General features: G+C 41.4%; 16 protein-coding genes, 1 riboswitch and 1 other annotated feature. Of the genes, 10 read left to right on the top strand and 6 right to left on the bottom strand.

Annotation, left to right across the window (positions count from 1 at the left end; translation table 11 throughout):
- Positions 1–11: 11 nt before the first annotated feature.
- On the bottom strand, positions 12–1364 hold the full coding sequence (locus tag MKX47_RS02360; RefSeq protein WP_340770684.1) for a transposase: 1353 nt from the start codon (positions 1362–1364) through the stop codon (positions 12–14).
- Between the two features lie 412 nt (positions 1365–1776).
- On the opposite strand from MKX47_RS02360, the gene MKX47_RS02355 reads away from it, so the two are divergent.
- Positions 1777–3129, top strand: coding sequence for a YjiH family protein (locus MKX47_RS02355; protein ID WP_340770681.1), 1353 nt, complete (start codon positions 1777–1779; stop codon positions 3127–3129).
- Between the two features lie 187 nt (positions 3130–3316).
- The gene (ilvA, locus tag MKX47_RS02350; RefSeq protein WP_340777692.1) at positions 3317–4579 is read left to right on the top strand and encodes a threonine ammonia-lyase IlvA; all 1263 of its coding nucleotides are present in this window, start codon (positions 3317–3319) and stop codon (positions 4577–4579) included.
- 87 nt (positions 4580–4666) lie between these two features.
- Here the strand turns inward: ilvA and MKX47_RS02345 are convergent, their stop codons facing one another.
- From MKX47_RS02345 to MKX47_RS02330, 4 genes are all read right to left on the bottom strand, one after another.
- Positions 4667–5461 carry an ABC transporter ATP-binding protein gene (locus tag MKX47_RS02345; protein WP_340770679.1) on the bottom strand — a complete coding sequence of 265 codons (795 nt, stop codon included), beginning with the start codon at positions 5459–5461 and terminating at the stop codon, positions 4667–4669.
- Positions 5454–6488 carry an ABC transporter permease gene (locus MKX47_RS02340; protein WP_340770677.1) on the bottom strand — a complete coding sequence of 345 codons (1035 nt, stop codon included), beginning with the start codon at positions 6486–6488 and terminating at the stop codon, positions 5454–5456. Before MKX47_RS02340 ends, MKX47_RS02345 begins: the two co-directional genes overlap by 8 nt.
- Before the next feature lie 69 nt (positions 6489–6557).
- The gene (locus tag MKX47_RS02335) at positions 6558–7553 is read right to left on the bottom strand and encodes an ABC transporter substrate-binding protein (protein ID WP_340770673.1); all 996 of its coding nucleotides are present in this window, start codon (positions 7551–7553) and stop codon (positions 6558–6560) included.
- A gap of 254 nt (positions 7554–7807) precedes the next feature.
- On the bottom strand, positions 7808–8632 hold the full coding sequence (locus tag MKX47_RS02330) for a methyl-accepting chemotaxis protein (RefSeq protein ID WP_340770671.1): 825 nt from the start codon (positions 8630–8632) through the stop codon (positions 7808–7810).
- 243 nt (positions 8633–8875) lie between these two features.
- Positions 8876–8920: riboswitch (PreQ1 riboswitch) on the top strand.
- 6 nt (positions 8921–8926) lie between these two features.
- Between MKX47_RS02330 and MKX47_RS02325 the strand changes: the two genes are divergently transcribed.
- From MKX47_RS02325 to MKX47_RS02290, 8 genes are all read left to right on the top strand, one after another.
- Positions 8927–9409, top strand: a complete 483-nt coding sequence (locus MKX47_RS02325) for a QueT transporter family protein (protein WP_340770670.1) — start codon at positions 8927–8929, stop codon at positions 9407–9409.
- A gap of 178 nt (positions 9410–9587) precedes the next feature.
- Positions 9588–9795 (top strand) — a binding site (T-box leader).
- A 56-nt stretch (positions 9796–9851) separates the two neighbouring features.
- Positions 9852–10832 (top strand): metal ABC transporter ATP-binding protein, encoded by a 981-nt coding sequence (locus MKX47_RS02320; RefSeq protein ID WP_340770664.1) that lies wholly within the window; start codon positions 9852–9854, stop codon positions 10830–10832.
- A gap of 7 nt (positions 10833–10839) precedes the next feature.
- Positions 10840–11877, top strand: a complete 1038-nt coding sequence (trpD, locus tag MKX47_RS02315; RefSeq protein WP_340770662.1) for an anthranilate phosphoribosyltransferase — start codon at positions 10840–10842, stop codon at positions 11875–11877.
- The gene (trpC, locus tag MKX47_RS02310) at positions 11874–12662 is read left to right on the top strand and encodes an indole-3-glycerol phosphate synthase TrpC (protein WP_340770659.1); all 789 of its coding nucleotides are present in this window, start codon (positions 11874–11876) and stop codon (positions 12660–12662) included. Before trpD ends, trpC begins: the two co-directional genes overlap by 4 nt.
- Positions 12663–12665: 3 nt before the next feature.
- Positions 12666–13283, top strand: a complete 618-nt coding sequence (locus MKX47_RS02305) for a phosphoribosylanthranilate isomerase (protein ID WP_340770658.1) — start codon at positions 12666–12668, stop codon at positions 13281–13283.
- Positions 13280–14467, top strand: a complete 1188-nt coding sequence (trpB, locus tag MKX47_RS02300; protein WP_340770656.1) for a tryptophan synthase subunit beta — start codon at positions 13280–13282, stop codon at positions 14465–14467. The genes MKX47_RS02305 and trpB overlap by 4 nt, the downstream gene beginning before the upstream one ends.
- Entirely contained in the window at positions 14464–15243 is a 780-nt protein-coding gene (gene trpA / locus MKX47_RS02295; RefSeq protein ID WP_340770654.1) for a tryptophan synthase subunit alpha, read from the top strand. The genes trpB and trpA overlap by 4 nt, the downstream gene beginning before the upstream one ends.
- 56 nt (positions 15244–15299) lie before the next feature.
- Positions 15300–15521, top strand: a complete 222-nt coding sequence (locus MKX47_RS02290; RefSeq protein WP_340770652.1) for a sulfate permease — start codon at positions 15300–15302, stop codon at positions 15519–15521.
- A gap of 81 nt (positions 15522–15602) precedes the next feature.
- Here the strand turns inward: MKX47_RS02290 and MKX47_RS02285 are convergent, their stop codons facing one another.
- The gene (locus MKX47_RS02285) at positions 15603–17216 is read right to left on the bottom strand and encodes a long-chain fatty acid--CoA ligase (protein WP_340777689.1); all 1614 of its coding nucleotides are present in this window, start codon (positions 17214–17216) and stop codon (positions 15603–15605) included.
- Between the last annotated feature and the right edge of the window lie 70 nt (positions 17217–17286).

Below are 17286 nucleotides of genomic sequence, written 5' to 3'. Positions count from 1 at the left end.
ATTTTTAAAAATTATGCAGCTGTGTTTTGTTCATTTAATTGTGCATTCAAACGATCAACGGCTAATTTGCAGGCATTATAAATAAACGTCACCAGATTGAAATGGAGCTTGGCTTTTCTACCTGTTCGATGACGGACATTATTTAATTGAAAATATTCTTTTAAGTAGGCATTCACACGTTCAACAGCTGTACGTTCTTTGTACAGTTTCTCCCATAATGCGGAGCCTCTTGCTGGATACGTATACTTGCGAATATCCGTTTCACACTTGATTTTAAAAACTTTTTGACACAGTGAATCCTCACGTAATGGACACGTTGCACATTCTTTTGGACGTGTAAATTTTAAACACTGATATTTCTCGTCATAGCTGTCGTAACAGTAGCTATGTTCACGTACGCACGTTGGACGGAAATTTTCATCGAAACCCAAGATTTCGGATTCACGACGTTTAACGTATGGAATGACTGCTTTCATGTCTTGATTTAAAATTTGTCGATAGATCGCTTTGTAATCATACCCTGCATCAAATATCGTTGTTGTAAATTGATTTGGCACGACTTCAGCTACCTTTTTTAACAGTGGAATGGCTGCTTTACTATCACTTAAATTACCAGACGACATCAAGCGTGCCACAATGTACTGACTTTTTGTCAAGACAGCTAAATGCCCTTTAAAGCCGAACCAGAACGTGTTTTTACCGTCACTATTTTTCTTGACACCCCACTTGGGTTCGATTGGGATGTCTCGCCAAAGTGTCGATGTTGGAATCGTTAATTGAGCTTCTAATTTCTTTTCATAGGTTGTAAGATTTGCCTCGATTTCTGCTTGTTCAGCGAGCCAGGCTTCATGCTCTTCTTTCGATTTGCGACCACGCTTTTTCGGGATTTTTTCCTTTTTCTCAGATGGTTTTGATGCATCGCGCGCTTCAAAATGTGTCGCGTCAAAAGCGAGATGTTCTTCCTCTAGAAATCCTTCTGTAAAGGCATTTTGGATGAGTTCATCTTGCATTTTATCAAAGACTTCTGATTGGCTAATCACATCGACCATACGTGAATAAGAAGAGTCAGAAGGTACTGAATCAGAAAGTAAAAAGCCGCAATCTAAACGAAAGATAAGATCATTTTTCAGACGCTTGATTAAATCTTTTACCGTTGGAATACGCTCAATAATACGAATCACGAGCGATTGAATCATCGCACTATAGTTTAATTCTCTTGGAGCGCCACGCATTGTCTTTTTACTAAACAGTTGAAAAATCGGCTGTAAATCAAAAGTAGCCAAAATCGCATCAAAACGATGAGAACTTTCCATTTCCATTAATTCATGGATGTCAAATAGACGCATTTGCTTTACAATAGTCATAGGGCATTCACCTCAGGGATAATTTTGGTTTGGTCACTTAAATTATACCAAATTGGGGAGGTGCCCTTTTTTTATTGTTTTGAAACCCATGGGAGACAAGGGGTTGGAATTATGAAATTAACTCATTTAATGATTAATGATGAGAGATGTTTTTGTCACTATGACGAAGCATCTCTTTTTTCTTTCACAATTCAAGTATATGTATTTTCATACATACTCCTTTTAATTAGTAACCTTTTATATTCCTCGTTCAGTTGTCTAGATACCAAGCATTTCCTTTCCTATATTCAGTATCTTATTCATGACAAGTATTCTGAAATGTTAATCTTTATGCAAAACGGTAGACAAGCGCTATTCTAACCTTTTATAGTGTATAAATATTCAACATTATAATTTAATGAGGTTATTATAAATGAAAGCAAAATTTTCTTTTTACACATGGTTTTTATTTTTAGCGATGTCTGCACTCGGTGTTTTCATTTTTATTACACCGCTCAGTACAGAGGATGGCATAAAGGTACCGATCGCATTACTTGCAAATTGGCTAGCTGGCTATGCTGAATCGTATATTCATTGGTTTGCATGGGTTGTCTTTATGATTGCCGCACTTGGTTCAATCGTGATGCATTTTATTCCTCAGCGTGGGCCGCGTAGCGTCTGGGATGCATTATTCCGCGTTCATTGGTTTTGGACAGTGATGCGCGTATTAGCAGTTGTCTTTGCGGGGGCTTATTTATTACAAATTGGACCTGAAAGCTTAACAAGTGCTGATACAACAGGGCTATTAATCGATCCTGCAAGTGGTCTTGTGACATTTATGTTCATTTTGTTCCTATTTGCTGGGCTATTACTTCCGTTATTAACAGACTTCGGTTTGCTTGAGTTTTTCGGTTCGATGATGGTCAAAATTATGCGTCCGCTGTTCAAAATCCCTGGTCGTTCTGCCATTGACTGCTTGGCATCATGGGTCGGTGACGGGACAATCGGTGTGTTACTTACGAGTAAACAATACGAGGAAAAGAACTACACCGCACGTGAAGCCGCTACGATTGCGACAACTTTCTCCGTTGTGTCGATTACATTCTGCTTAGTCGTAGTAGAAACGATTGGTATCGAAGCGTATTTCTTAGAATTTTATGCATCGGTTATTTTCTCTGGCTTGGTGTTGGCATTTATTATGCCACGCATTTATCCGTTAAAGCACAAGGTCGATACGTTCATTGATGGTTCCGAAGCTCTTAACAATCGTGAAGAAGTGCAAAAGGGCTTCAATGTTGTCTCTTATGGTTTACACAATGCTTTATCAAAAGCGAATGCAAACCGTAACTTAGGGAAGATGGTGAAAAACGGGTTCATCAATGTATTGGAAATGTGGTTTGCGGTGACGCCGATTATTATGGCATTCGGTACAATCGCATTAGTATTAGCTGAATTCACAAGCTTCTTCCGCATTTTAGGAATGCCATTTGAGCCTATTTTAGCCTTCCTTCAAATTCCAGAAGCTGGTGAAGCAGCACAAACGATGATCGTTGGGTTTGCGGATATGCTATTGCCTTCGATTTTAGGTGCGGGGATCGAATCAGAAATGACACGTTTCTTCATCGCAACGGTTTCGGTAACGCAATTAATTTATATGTCTGAGGTTGGTGGGCTTATTTTAGGGACAAAGCTTCCATTAAAATTATGGGATTTATTCGTAATTTTCTTAATCCGTACGATTATTTCTATTCCCCTTGTCGCAGCCATTGCGCATTTATTATTCTAAACAAGATCCGCATTTTGTCATTTGCAAAATGCGGATTTTGTTTAGCTATGTACCGTTTCTGTTCTAAACCGCTTTCATTATCACGTTATTGTAAATTTTCTTAATTAACTGAATTTTTACAACATTAATTGTCCGTTTTATGATAAAATAATGTAATCTTTACACAGATGACGGAGGTTACATGGAGATGGAAGTTGCTCAACCTAAAACCATTGCGGTGGAAAACGTATTAATTGCACATCATTTTTTAAAGGATGTTGTTGTACATACGCCACTACAGTTAAATGACTATTTATCAGAAAAATATGGCGCAAAAATTTATTTCAAGCGTGAGGACTTACAGCATGTTCGTTCCTTCAAATTGCGTGGTGCTTACTATAAAATCAAAAAAATTGAAGATGAGGCGCGTGCTTCGGGTGTCGTATGTGCAAGCGCTGGCAACCACGCACAAGGAGTTGCTTATGCCTGTGCCAAGCTCGAAATTAAGGCTACTATTTTTATGCCAAAAACGACGCCAAAGCAAAAAATTGATCAGGTGCGCATGTTTGGACGTAGCTTTGTTGAAATCATCCTCGCTGGCGATACATTTGACGATTCTGCTGAAAGTGCAATTGCTTATTGCGAAGAAAATAATCAGATTTTCATTCACCCATTTGATGATTATGACGTAATGGCCGGTCAAGGTACGGTCGCGGTGGAAATTATGAACGATATCGAGGAGCCGATTGACTATATTTTCGGTAGCATTGGCGGCGGTGGCTTAATGTCGGGTGTGTCCGCTTATGTGAAAAACTTATCACCAACTAGTCAAGTAATTGGTGTGGAACCTGCTGGCGCAATAAGCATGAAATCGGCTTTTGATAATGAAGGTCCGGTTGCACTAAATTCGATTGATAAATTTGTTGATGGAGCTGCGGTGAAATGCGTTGGCAATGATACGTATCAAGTATGTCGTACGTATTTAGACGATATCGTATCTGTACCTGAGGGCAAAGTGTGTACAACCATCTTAGATTTATATAACAAGCATGCGATTATCGCAGAACCTGCTGGCGCATTATCCGTAGCGGCACTTGATTTTTATGCCGAGCAAATTCGTGGAAAATCAGTCGTAGTCATTATTTCTGGAGGCAATAATGACATCGGGCGCATGCAGGAAATTAAGGAACGCTCGTTAATTTACGAAGGGCTGCTCCATTACTACATCGTTAGCTTCCCACAACGTTCAGGTGCACTTCGTCAGTTTTTAACCGAGGTGCTTGGACCAAATGATGATATTACAACCTTTGAATATACGAAGAAAAATAACAAAGAAAGCGGCCCGGCACTTGTCGGCATCGAAATTGGCCACCCGGATGATCACGCTGGTTTAGTGGAGCGTATGCGTGCAAACGGCTTTGAATATAAGGAAGTCAATAAAGACAGTACATTATTTGCGCTACTTGTCTAAGCTTTGTACCCGTTACTTTTATAAGTAGCGGGTATTTTTTTGCAAAAAAATCTCTAGCCTGCCAAAAGACAGCTAGAGATTTTTAAATTATCCTAATAATGCGCGATCCGAGTTCATCTTTTCACCACGGATACTTTCGAACTCTGCCATTAAATCTGGAATCGTTAAATGCGGCTTGCGGTCTTCCTCTACCTTTAAAATGATTTGACCTTTATCCATCATAATTAAACGATTCCCTAAATCTAGCGCTTGCTGCATATTATGCGTTACCATCAGGGTCGTAAGCTTACTTTCTTCCACAAGCTCTTTCGTTAGGTTGGTAATGAGCTCGGCACGCGATGGGTCTAGTGCTGCTGTATGCTCATCTAACAGTAAGATGGACGGCTTTGTGAAGGTTGCCATGAGCAGGCTTAAGGCTTGGCGTTCCCCACCTGATAGCAATCCCACTTTTGCCGACAAACGGTTTTCTAAGTTTAAGTGTAGCTTTTCTAATGATGTTTTGAAAAACTCACGGCGCTTTTTATCGACTCCAAAACGTAAACCACGCTTCGTGTTACGTGAATAGGCAATCGCCAAGTTTTCTTCAACTGTCATAGTTGGTGCTGTACCGGCCATTGGATCTTGGAACACGCGGCCAATATGCACCGCACGCTTATATTCTGGTAAACGAGTTAAATCATTGCCATCAATCATAACGGAACCAAAATCCGGTGTCAGTGCACCAGAAATCATGTTCATCATCGTGGATTTCCCTGCACCGTTACTGCCGATAATCGTTACAAAATCGCCAGGTGCTAAATGTAAGTTAATATTGTCTAAGGCAATTTTTTCGTCTGGTGTACCTTCGTTAAATACTTTGTTGATGCCATCTAATTTAAGCAAGGCCCTTACCTCCCTGCTCTACGTTTGCTTTTTGGGTAGCTAATCGTTCTTCTAAACGACGCGCTTTTCGTTTCTTTTCTTTATACTTGCTGACAATTTGCGGAATGACTAATGCTAAAATAACGATCAATGCCGTAATGAGCTTCATATCCCCAGAATCTAACCATTTTACGCGCAGTGCTAATGCGTAAATAATGCGGTAAATAACAGCACCAGCGATCACCGCAAATGTAATACGGACAATCGATTTTGTACCGAAAATAGCTTCCCCTATAATAACAGAAGCTAAGCCGACTACAATCATCCCAATCCCCAAACCAACATCCGCGAATTTTGTATACTGAGCAATTAATGCGCCTGATAATGCCACCATCGCATTGGATAGCCCTAAGCCTAAAATGATTAGTGAGTCGGTATTGGCAGAGAAGCTACGAATCATGCGCTTATTGTCCCCTGTTGCACGGATGGCAAGACCTACTTCTGTTTTTAAGAACCAGTCTACAATGAACTTAATCATCATCGTTACAATCAGCATTAATACTAAGACGCCCCATGTAGATGGGATGGATTGAACGCCCATTGATTTCAGCATGCTTGATAAGGCGCTATCAATACCAAGCCCCGACCAAAAGTTGCCAAACATTGAGAAAATTGTTTCTGAATTTAATAGTGGAATATTGGGACGAGTGACACCAGAATCCGAGCTTAATCCCATAATGCGCAGATTAATCGAGTACAGCGCAATCATCATTAAAATCCCGGATAATAATGGGTTAATTTTCCCCTTTGTATGTAAAATCCCGGTCATACATCCAGCAATAAATCCAGCAATTGTTGCCACTAATGTTGCGAGTATTGGATTGTAGCCTAGTACGATCATCATCGCGGCTGTCCCTGCCCCCGTTACAAAGCTTCCATCAACGGTTAAATCCGGAAAATCTAGCACGCGGAATGTTAAATACACGCCAAGTGCCATAATTGCATAGATGATCCCTTGCTCCACTGAACCAAACAAAGCTGTAAACATCTCGAATCATCTCCTAATCTTTTCTTTAAATAAGTATTCGCGCCTGAATTGCCAAGCGCGAATGAAAAATTATTTTACTTCTGCTTCCCACTCAGGCTTCACTTTTAAGTCTAAGCTTTCTGCAACTGCTTTATTAATAACTAATTTTAAATTTGCAGGATAAGCAGAAGGAATATCAGCAGGTGTTTTACCTTCTAATAATACTTGTGCTGCCATTTGACCTGCTTCATAACCGATATCGAAGTAGTCGAAACCGTATGCTGCTAAACCACCGCGCTCAACAGAATCTAACTCCCCAACGATTAACGGTAATGTGTTGGTATTTGCTACATCTACTACTGATTCTAATGCCGAAACCACTGTATTATCTGTTACTACGTAGAATGCATCTACTTTACCGATTAATGATTCCGCTGCTTGCTTTACTTCTGAAGAAGCAGATACCGCTGCATCCACGATTGTTACGCCTTCTTTTGCAGCTAATTCTTTTACTGCTGCAATTTGTGCGACTGAGTTTTGCTCGCCCGCGTTATAGATCATTCCAACATTTTTCGCACCTAGTTCTTTTAAGAATGCCACTGTTTTTGGCATTGTTTCTGGGTGTAAATCGATTGTCCCTGTAACGTTTGCGCCTGGTTGCTCCATCGAATCAATTAACTCTGCTCCAATGGCATCTGTTACAGAAGTAAAGATAATCGGAATATCCGCTGTTGCACTTTTTGCCGCCTGTGCTGATGGTGTTGAGTTCGCAAATATTAAATCTACGTTTTCACTTACTAGTTTTTGTGCAATTGTCATATTGTTACTGTTATCACCGTTTGCTGATTCATCAACATACTCGGCTTTAATGCCAGCATCTTCAATAGCCTTTTTAAACCCTTTACTTGCTGCATCTAAAGATGGATGCTCTACAATTTGAGTTGTACCGATTTTAAATGTTTTTGATGCTCCTGTTTCCCCAGCGCCGCCAGTAGAAGAAGTTTCTTTCTCTTCTCCACCACATGCTGCTAATACAAACAGAAGTCCGAATAATACGAATGATAGCTTCAGTAAATTGCGTTTCATTTTGAAATGTCCCCCTATTTCTTCTCTGTCGATTTAAAGCGTCATACTTCATTTAGATAAAGTCTGAATTAAAAATATATTACCCTTTCAAATTCAGATAGTCAATAACATTTGGAATGTTCTGAATTCAATATTCACAATTTAGCAGTCAATTTGTCGTATCTTGCGGCGTAGCATCATGATTCTTCTCTTATTTGTCGATTCCATGAACAAAAAAACGAATGAACGGACTTTGCGCTCATTCGCTGTTTATACTATTTCAATGCATTATGCATGAATACTTTCATTTCTTTACTTAAGTTGCTTAATTCATCGATAACTTCACTAAAATCTTGAATTAATTGTGCCTGTTCGTTTGATGCTGAATTGATTTGCCCCATATTTTGCATTAAATTCGATAAATTTAGGTTAATGCTATGTAGTGATGCTTCAATATTTTCGGTAGCTGTAGATGTTTCAAATGATAATTTGCGGACTTCTTGCGCCACAATATTAAATCCGGCACCATGCTGACCTGCACGCGCAGCCTCAATCGATGCATTTAAGCCAAGTAAGTTCGTTTGACGCGAAATATTTTTAATTAATGATGTGACACCATTTGATTTTTCGGCATCGTCCAATGCTACCTGTGTTTGCTTATTAATCTCTTCGCTCGTCGCGGCAAGCTCTTCCGAATGAGACGCCAGCGTATGCACATTATCTTGTAAATTATGAATAATGCGTGAGATACCATCCATGTACTTTTCTAATTCTTGTTCTTTATCAATCGGTAAACCGAATGCTAATGCCCCGACTACTTGGCCATTTTCACGGATTGGAAATGCAAACGCGTTAATCGCCACACCATACACATCTTCCGAAATAATCACGTCTGCATTTTGTCCATTAAATGCTGTATAGACATTTGTGTCGCTAGCGTTTACTTTTTCTCCGTCCTTATAACCCGAGTCCACGCGCTTACCTTTTAAATATTTCACGATTGTTTCTGTGCTTTTATCGCATACAGCAACAATTGCTTCTTCCTTTAATGCCGCGTGAATATACGGAGCCGACATCGCTAATGCTTCAATAATATTCATGTTATTTCCCCCAAATAGCTCTACAGCTTTTATTCTAAATAGAATCGATTTCCTATTACATACGGAGTGATAAATTCTACTTATTATCCAATAAAATACAAACTTAATCAATCCGTCATTATTGTAATACAACTGTAGCTACTTTTGAATACTGCACGATATAATTATAAAAAAATTTCTACTATTTATATTTGGGGCTATATTTATTTACATTTGCAGACGTTATTGCTATGATTGCAGTTGCTTCACGTGGTTCGTAACCATCCCACGTAAAAAAACTAGGAGGAATTGAATATGAAAGTCAAATTTTTAGCAACAACTGGGATTATTGCGGCGCTTTATATTGCTGTGACAATGCTTGTTGCACCATTCGGATTTACGGAGGTACAATTTCGTATTTCTGAAATGTTTAATCATTTAGTAGCATTTAATCCACGCTTTGCCGGTGGGATTATTTTAGGAGTATTCATCTCCAATATGTTCTCGCCACTTGGCTGGTACGACCTGGTGTTTGGCGTTATTCATTCTGCTGTCACACTTGGTATCTTTATTTTGATTTGCAAATTTGTGAAAAACATTGCTGCACGCCTTATTATTAACTCATTGTTATTTACGTTTACGATGTTCATCATTGCGTTTGAGTTAAACTTAGCATTGGAGTTGCCATTCCTATGGACTTGGTTAACGGTGGCTGCAGGCGAATTCGTTGTACTGATTGTCGGTGCGCCGATTATGTATACATTGAATAAACGACTTGATTTTAAAAAATTAATATAATTATAGATCGTTTCACCAGTTAGTTTGGGCTAGCTGGTTTTTTATTAATTATAATTAAATTTTAGAATTGTTTGACTTTTCGAATTTCAGTGTTAAAATAAGTTTATTCTATTTTGATATTCACGGTAGCAGGTTGTGAGAGCACGACCACCGTTTGAGTTTAGTTTGAGATGAGCATAGTAAATTGTCGAGTAAGAGGAGTAATATTGATACTTTTGCTAAGAGAACGCATGGTTGGTGTGAATGCGTCAAAAGTACAATGTGAATGGGCCTTATGAAAGCTGCTGGCATGAGTCAGCGGACGGTTCCCTGCCGTTATCAGGTTGAGTGGAAGTAAGTTATTTACTTCAATCGAGGTGGCAACGCGGTCTTTTATCGTCCTCAGCAAAAGCGATTCTTTTGCTGGGGACTTTTTTATTTTATTTAAGAGGAGTGTATACAGATGTCCATTAAACAGCGCTTTCGCACGTCAATGAAAAAAGTAAACGGTGATTTACTAACACCTATTTCCATTTTCCAGCGTTTGCAAGGTGAACGAAAATTTTTATTAGAAAGTTCCATGAAATATGAAGGTCACGGGCGCTACTCGTTTATTGGCATCAGTCCTCGAAAAACCTATCGTGGTGAGCAGGAGCAATTAATCGATTTATCGCATTTAACAAATAAACAATATACGTACGAGGGCGAATTGATTGCCCTATTAAAGCAAGTGATGCCACGTGTATCGTCTCATACAGAATACCCGTTCACAGGTGGGGGGATTGGCTATATTGAGGCTGCGCCAAAAGGGCTACCTGCATTACAGTTTCATATTTATGATACGCTCGTCATTTTCGATCATTTAACAGATGAAATTGCCGTGTTTCATACCAATATCGAAGCCGAGCAAAAGGAGCCAAATATCGATGCTTTTATCGACGAGCTATTTGCCAATCCAACAACGAAGGAAACGTCATACACCCTTCATCGTATGGAATCCCTAGCAGAAGGCCAATACCAAGCACAGTTCTCAGGTGATGCATTTGCACTTTACCGTAAGCTACGTGTCGAGCATGCCGCACCTTATATGTACTACTTGGAATTCGATGATTGCACGATTGTTGGGACATCCGAGCACAATTATCTACAGGTTCAGGATGGTGCGCTTTCAGTAACTACTGAAGCGCCATCCATCGAGCGTTTTTGCCAAAGCTCGACCTATACCGCAAATACGGTACAATGCGGTGAACTCAGCCCAACAAGCCACGCGATTGATGTCGTCAAGGCATTGAAGCCAGCGCAAGGGTTAATTGGCTATATCGGCTTTAACGGACAGGTCGATTTCATAACACCTGAAAAGATGATTACCATTACGGGCGACACGGCACAAATTCAATCAAATTTAACTACAGGCGTACCATTCGAAACGCTTTTGAAAGGATGACTTCACAATGACGTTAATTTCATATATTGAACAAATTTCGCGTCAGGAGCATTTAGTGTTTGAGGAAATGCAACAAGCCGCGCAAATCATTTTTAATGAACAAACACCAAAAGAGCAAATCGCCTCGTTTTTATTGGCGATGAATGATAAAGGGGTTACAGCACATGAAGTGGCAGGCCTAGCACATGTAATGAAATCCCATGCTGTAGCGGTGGATGCACCTGAAGGTATTTATATCGACAACTGCGGTACAGGCGGCGATGGCTTGCAAAGCTTCAACATTAGTACAACAGCTGCATTCGTTTTAGCAGGTGGTGGCATTTTAGTCGCCAAGCACGGCAATCGTAAAATCTCCAGTGCCTCTGGTAGCTCAGACGTATTAGAGGCACTTGGCATTACATTGCTTCCCAATACTGCACAAACAACAGAGCTTTTAAAATTACATGGCATCGCCTTTTTACACGCACCGAATATGCACCCAAAATTAAAGCGCATTGGTGAGGTTCGCCAAGCACTTGGCAAGCCGACGATTTTTAACTTAGTTGGCCCATTAACTAATCCCGTGCCATTGAAAACACAATTTGTTGGCATTAATCGTCCAAACTTTACGACGGATTATGCGGAAGTGTTGCATATGCTTGGACGTGAACGCGCCATTGTTGTATCTGGCTCACAAGGCATGGATGAAGCGTCACTGGATGGGGAAAATACATTTGTCCTGCTTGATCGAGGCGATATTATTCCCTTTAAATTACGTGCAGAAGATGTCGGCTTAACACCGCAGCCACTTTCAGCCATTCGTGGAGGCACACCCGCTGAAAATGCTGTAATTATGCGCGAGCTTTTAAAAGGAAAGCAAAGCGTTTATTTCGATACGGTCATACTTAATGCCGGCATTGGCTTTTTCGCATATGGCTTAGCCGACACTATGAAGGAAGGCATCGACATGGCAAAGGACAGTATTCTTTCCGGTCGTGCACTCGAAAAGCTTGAAAATGTTGTTGCTTATAGTAAGCAAGTCGTTCAGGAGGAATCAGCAAAATGACGATTTTAAATAAAATTATCGAACAAAAAAAATCAGAATTACCAGGGCTACTTGCACAAACACCAAGCTTTCCAGCCGTGACAAACGTGCGCCCTTCCCTTTATGAAACATTAATGACGAGCAACACCCTACAAGTCATTTCCGAAATGAAGCGCGCCTCTCCTTCTAAAGGAGATATCGCCACACATATTGATCCTGTTGAACAAGCAACACAGTATGAAGTGGCGGGGGCAGCCTGTATTTCGGTCTTAACGGAGCAAGCCTTCTTCAAAGGGAGCTTCCATGATTTAAACGCGGTTGCACAGGCCGTTTCCATCCCTGTTTTGTGTAAGGACTTCATCATTCATGAGGTACAAATTGATTATGCAAAGGCAGCTGGTGCTTCCGTCATTTTACTCATTGTTGCGGCATTAACCGATGAGCAACTACAGGCACTTTATACGTACGCAACAAGCCTCGGTTTAGAGGTGCTTGTAGAAGTGCATGATCCAGAAGAATTACAGCGCGCTGTCCATATTGGTGCGAGGATTATCGGCGTCAATAATCGAAATTTGAAAACCTTTGATGTTTCATTGACGAAAACACGTGAAATTGCACAGCATCTGCCTTCATCCAACATCGCCTTTATTAGCGAAAGCGGGATTTGGAATAAGGAAGATGCCCAGTATGTAGCAAATGCTGGCGCGCGAGCTGTATTAGTTGGCGAATCGCTCATGCGTAGTGGCGATGTCCAAACAGCATTACAAGCACTACAAATCAAACTTTCAACAAAGGTTGGCGAATAAAACATGACAAAAGTGAAAATATGCGGTTTAAAAGAGGCTGAACATATACAAGCAGCTGTTGAAGCGGGCGCGGATTTTATCGGGCTTATGTTTGCACCGAGTAAACGCCGCATTACGATAGAACAAGCAATCGTACTTGCTCAGCATATCCCGCCCAATGTGAAAAAAGTGGGGGTCTTTGTAAATGAAAAGCCCGAAATAATTAAGCAGATTGCCGAGCTAGTTGGACTCGATTTCATTCAATATCATGGGGATGAATCAGCTGAACAAATTGCAGCGATTGGACTGCCTGCTATTAAAGCATTCTCGATTCGCACAAAGGAGGATGTCAAGCGGGCTTCGACTTATACGATTGATTACTACCTATTTGATGCACCAGGCACAGATTTCCGCGGTGGCAGTGGAAATTCCTTTGATTGGACGCTATTAGATGATGTGAATATCCCGTTAGACAAGGTTATTTTAGCCGGTGGTTTAACGGAAGAAAACGTCGGCATTGCAACGATGTTAGTCCAACCCTTTGCAGTCGATGTATCGAGCGGCGTGGAAATTGATGGACGCAAAGACATAGAAAAGATCAAACGCTTTGTGGAATGTGCGAAAGGAGAATTTATTTTATGACAGCAGAAAAAGGACGCTTCGGACAATTCGGTGGTCAGTTTGTTCCCGAAACATTAATGACCCCACTGGCCGAGCTTGAAGCAGCCTATGAACAGGCAAAACATGACCCCGCCTTTCAAGAGGAGCTCGCTTACTATTTAAAGCAATATGTCGGACGCGAAACACCGCTTTATTACGCAGAACGTTTAAGTGCAAAAATGGGTGGTGCAAAAATTTACTTAAAGCGTGAAGACTTAAATCATACAGGTGCTCATAAAATTAATAACGCAATCGGTCAAGCACTCCTTGCTAAACGTATGGGCAAAAAGAAAATAGTCGCAGAAACAGGCGCGGGTCAGCACGGTGTGGCCACAGCAACTGCCTGTGCGCTACTTGATATGGAATGTATCGTCTATATGGGCGCAGAAGATGTACGCCGCCAACAGTTAAATGTATTCCGTATGGAGCTCCTTGGCACAAAGGTCGTAGCGGTCGAAAAAGGCTCGGCCACATTAAAAGACGCTGTAAATGAAGCGTTACGTCACTGGGTTACACATATTGACGATACGCATTATATTTTAGGCTCAGCGCTTGGTCCTCACCCATTCCCGACGATTGTTCGCGATTTCCAGCGTGTCATTGGTGATGAAACACGTGCCCAAATTTTACAGCAAGAAGGTCGTTTACCAGACACCGTCATTGCATGTATCGGTGGTGGGAGTAACGCAATCGGCATGTTCTATCCATTTGTGAACGACAAAGAGGTAGCGCTATACGGCATTGAAGCAGCTGGTGCTGGTGTAGATACCGATCAGCATGCTGCAGCGATTCATGTTGGGAAAACAGGTGTATTACACGGTGCGCTAATGTATTTACTACAGGATGATAATGGCTTCGTACAAGAGGCACATTCGATTTCAGCGGGATTGGATTATCCTGGCGTTGGTCCTGAACACTGTTATTTACATGAAACAGGCCGCGCGAAGTACCCTTCTGTTACGGATAGCCAAGCATTAGAGGGCGTGAAGCTGCTTTGCGAAACTGAAGGTATTTTACCTGCCTTAGAAAGTGCGCATGCCGTCTACTATGCTGCGGAATATGCCAAAACGCGTCCGCAAGATGAGCTGATCGTCGTTTGTCTATCTGGTCGTGGCGATAAGGATGTACACACGTTAATCGAAAAGCTTGGAGGTGACCACGCATGACATTACAAGCACATCTTGAAAACGTCTTAGCAACTGGTGATAAAGCATTTGTGCCCTATATTATGGCGGGCGATGGTGGACTTGCAACATTAAAGCCAACCATTTTAAAGCTACAGAAATTAGGGGTATCTGCCATTGAAGTTGGGATTCCTTTTACAGACCCTGTAGCAGATGGTCCAACAATTGAAAAGGCCGGTGAACGTGCGCTTAGTCACGGTGTCACATTAAAGAAGGTCATCGCACAGCTAACAAGCTTTGTCGATGACATTACGGTACCGCTTGTGATGATGACATACTTAAACCCAATCTTGGCATATGGTATTGATGCTTTCGCGCGAGATGCACGCCTTGCTGGTATTAAGGGCGTCATCGTGCCGGATATGCCCTACGAGGAAAGTGATGTCATTCACCCTGCGTTAAAGCAGCAAAATATCGCGCTTGTTCAACTCGTTTCCTTAACAAGCCCACCTGAACGGGTGAAAAAATTAGCGCGAGCAAGTGAAGGCTTTATTTATGCGGTTACAGTAAACGGCATTACAGGTGAACGCATAAGCTTTGCCTCTCAGCTAGCCGAGCATTTTGCGGCATTAAAAGAGGCAAGCTCGATTCCTGTATTAGCAGGCTTTGGCATTTCAACGCCTGAGCATGTAAAAAGCTTTGGTGAAATTGCAGATGGTGTCATTGTCGGCAGTAAAATTGTCACGGCTATTTTAGAGGATGATTGGTCTACAGTCGAGCAATTAGTAAAAGCGGCGAAAAAAGTAGAGGCAGTTTAAGCTATTTTCCAATTCCTTCATGTGGTATCGTAAACTTATCGAATGGAGGCGTCTACATGAATATTAAGGATTTCTTTGCGGGGTTACTATTTATCGGCGTTGCGGGCTATTTTACGTATGAGCTTGTAACGGATATGTCGTTGTTATTTAAAGATGCAACGACTGTTTGGCAATATTTCGTAGCCTTCTTCCGCGTTGCATTGATTATTTTTCTGTTCAATTTAGGCTTAACCTTTATTAAAAAGTTTTTTGGCGGTCATTCACAGCAAAAGAGCTGATAAGCAAAAACGGGAACGCTCGCATCTGGAGCTGTTCCCGTTTTTCTTTATTCTGTCATGCTTTTTCTAAGTACAAAGCGATTAAAATGTTAGCTGCGGATAAATTTCATGAACACTTTCACGTAGCTTGGCCTTTAAAAACTTACCAACCGATGTCTTTGGGATTTCCTCTAAAAAGACAATATCATCTGGTAGCCACCATTTTGCAAATTGGCCTGCTAGAAACTCCATTAGCTCCTCTTTTCTGACTTCTACATCCTTTTTTAATACGACGCAAGCAAGTGGACGCTCCTGCCATTTTGCATGTGGAATCGCGATAACGGCTGCTTCGAAAATGGCATCATGAGACATTAGGGCATTTTCTAAATCCACCGACGAAATCCACTCGCCCCCTGATTTAATTAAATCCTTTGTGCGATCGGTAATTTTAATGAAGCCCTCTTTTGAACGTACCGCGATATCGCCTGTATATAGCCAGCCGTCTTTGAATGCATCCGCTGTGCGCCCATCATGATAATATTCTGCTGCAATCCATGGTCCACGTAAGCGCAGCTCGCCCATCGTCTCACCGTCCCAAGGTACTTCGCCATGCTCATTGACAATGCTCGATTCAATGCCGGGCACAGTTAGTCCCTGCATTGCACGCGTTTCTAGCTTTTCATCTAATGTCCAGCCATCCATATGTGACAGCTCACGTGACAGGGAAACAATCGGTGACGTTTCGGTCATGCCGTAGACAACAATATAGTTAATGCCAAGCTCTTCGTATTTTTTAATAAGCCCTTTTGGAGATGCCGAGCCCCCACAGAAAATGGCTTGCAAGGAAGACAAATTACGCGCTTTTTTTTCTTGCTCTTGTAAGGCACCTAGCCAAATTGTTGGTACCCCCGCTGTTTTCGTTACCCCGTACGTTTCAATGAAATCTAAAATTAAATCCGGTGTAAATTGTGGCCCGATTAGTACTTGTGTTGCGCCAATGTTTACGCCAGCAAATGGCATTCCCCATGCATTTACGTGGAACATTGGGACGATTGGTAAAATCACGTCACGCTCTGAAATCCCCATCGTATCGACCATTGAAATCGTCATACTATGCAGCACTAACGAACGATGCGTATAGACAACTCCTTTTGGATTCCCTGTCGTCGCACTTGTGTAGCACATACTCGCTGGAGAATTTTCATCTAAATCCTCTGGAAATACAAATGTCTCATCTGCCTCTGCTAATAGCGCCTCATAAGAAAGTGCATTCGGTAATGTCGTTTGCGGTAACTCACCGTCCGCCATAATAATATAGTGCTGCACGGTTTTTAACTCGGCTTGCACCTCTTCAATTAACGGGACTAAATCTTCATCTATTAATAGTATTTTATCTTGTGCATGATTAATAATGTACGTAATATGCTCTGGCGATAAGCGGATGTTCACCATATGTAACACGGCTCCCGCACATGGCACAGCAAAGTAGGCCTCTAAATGGCGGTGCTGATTCCATGCAAATGACGCAATTTTATCTCCGCGCTCCATGCCTAGCTTTGTAAGTGCATGAGCCAGCTGACGCGTACGCTTCACCCACTCACCATATGTTAAACGATGAACCATTTTGTCACTTGTACGTGAAATAATCTCCTTATGTGCATAATATGTCTCTGCGCGTTTTAACATATCCGTTAAAACGAGCGGTGTTTGCATCATCATCTTCCAATTCCCCCTTGTATGAAACGCTCTTGTTATCGACAATCCCCATTTTCGATAACGGCATTTT

The sequence above is a fragment of the Solibacillus sp. FSL R7-0668 genome, from assembly GCF_038006205.1.
GTDB lineage: Bacteria > Bacillota > Bacilli > Bacillales_A > Planococcaceae > Solibacillus.
The sequence above is the reverse complement of the archived record's forward strand: the minus strand, read 5'-3'. Positions and strand labels throughout refer to the sequence as shown.

What these genes read in the sequence shown, in the direction of transcription:
- MKX47_RS02325 (WP_340770670.1), top strand. Translation starts at nt 8,927, where the DNA reads ATGAAAGTCAAATTTTTAGCAACAACTGGGATTATTGCGGCGCTTTAT.
- MKX47_RS02285 (WP_340777689.1), bottom strand. Translation starts at nt 17,216, where the DNA reads ATGATGCAAACACCGCTCGTTTTAACGGATATGTTAAAACGCGCAGAG.
- trpD (WP_340770662.1), top strand. Translation starts at nt 10,840, where the DNA reads ATGACGTTAATTTCATATATTGAACAAATTTCGCGTCAGGAGCATTTA.
- MKX47_RS02360 (WP_340770684.1), bottom strand. Translation starts at nt 1,364, where the DNA reads ATGACTATTGTAAAGCAAATGCGTCTATTTGACATCCATGAATTAATG.
- MKX47_RS02305 (WP_340770658.1), top strand. Translation starts at nt 12,666, where the DNA reads ATGACAAAAGTGAAAATATGCGGTTTAAAAGAGGCTGAACATATACAA.
- MKX47_RS02330 (WP_340770671.1), bottom strand. Translation starts at nt 8,632, where the DNA reads ATGAATATTATTGAAGCATTAGCGATGTCGGCTCCGTATATTCACGCG.
- MKX47_RS02340 (WP_340770677.1), bottom strand. Translation starts at nt 6,488, where the DNA reads ATGTTTACAGCTTTGTTTGGTTCAGTGGAGCAAGGGATCATCTATGCA.
- trpC (WP_340770659.1), top strand. Translation starts at nt 11,874, where the DNA reads ATGACGATTTTAAATAAAATTATCGAACAAAAAAAATCAGAATTACCA.
- MKX47_RS02335 (WP_340770673.1), bottom strand. Translation starts at nt 7,553, where the DNA reads ATGAAACGCAATTTACTGAAGCTATCATTCGTATTATTCGGACTTCTG.
- MKX47_RS02290 (WP_340770652.1), top strand. Translation starts at nt 15,300, where the DNA reads ATGAATATTAAGGATTTCTTTGCGGGGTTACTATTTATCGGCGTTGCG.
- MKX47_RS02320 (WP_340770664.1), top strand. Translation starts at nt 9,852, where the DNA reads ATGTCCATTAAACAGCGCTTTCGCACGTCAATGAAAAAAGTAAACGGT.
- trpB (WP_340770656.1), top strand. Translation starts at nt 13,280, where the DNA reads ATGACAGCAGAAAAAGGACGCTTCGGACAATTCGGTGGTCAGTTTGTT.
- MKX47_RS02355 (WP_340770681.1), top strand. Translation starts at nt 1,777, where the DNA reads ATGAAAGCAAAATTTTCTTTTTACACATGGTTTTTATTTTTAGCGATG.
- ilvA (WP_340777692.1), top strand. Translation starts at nt 3,317, where the DNA reads ATGGAAGTTGCTCAACCTAAAACCATTGCGGTGGAAAACGTATTAATT.
- trpA (WP_340770654.1), top strand. Translation starts at nt 14,464, where the DNA reads ATGACATTACAAGCACATCTTGAAAACGTCTTAGCAACTGGTGATAAA.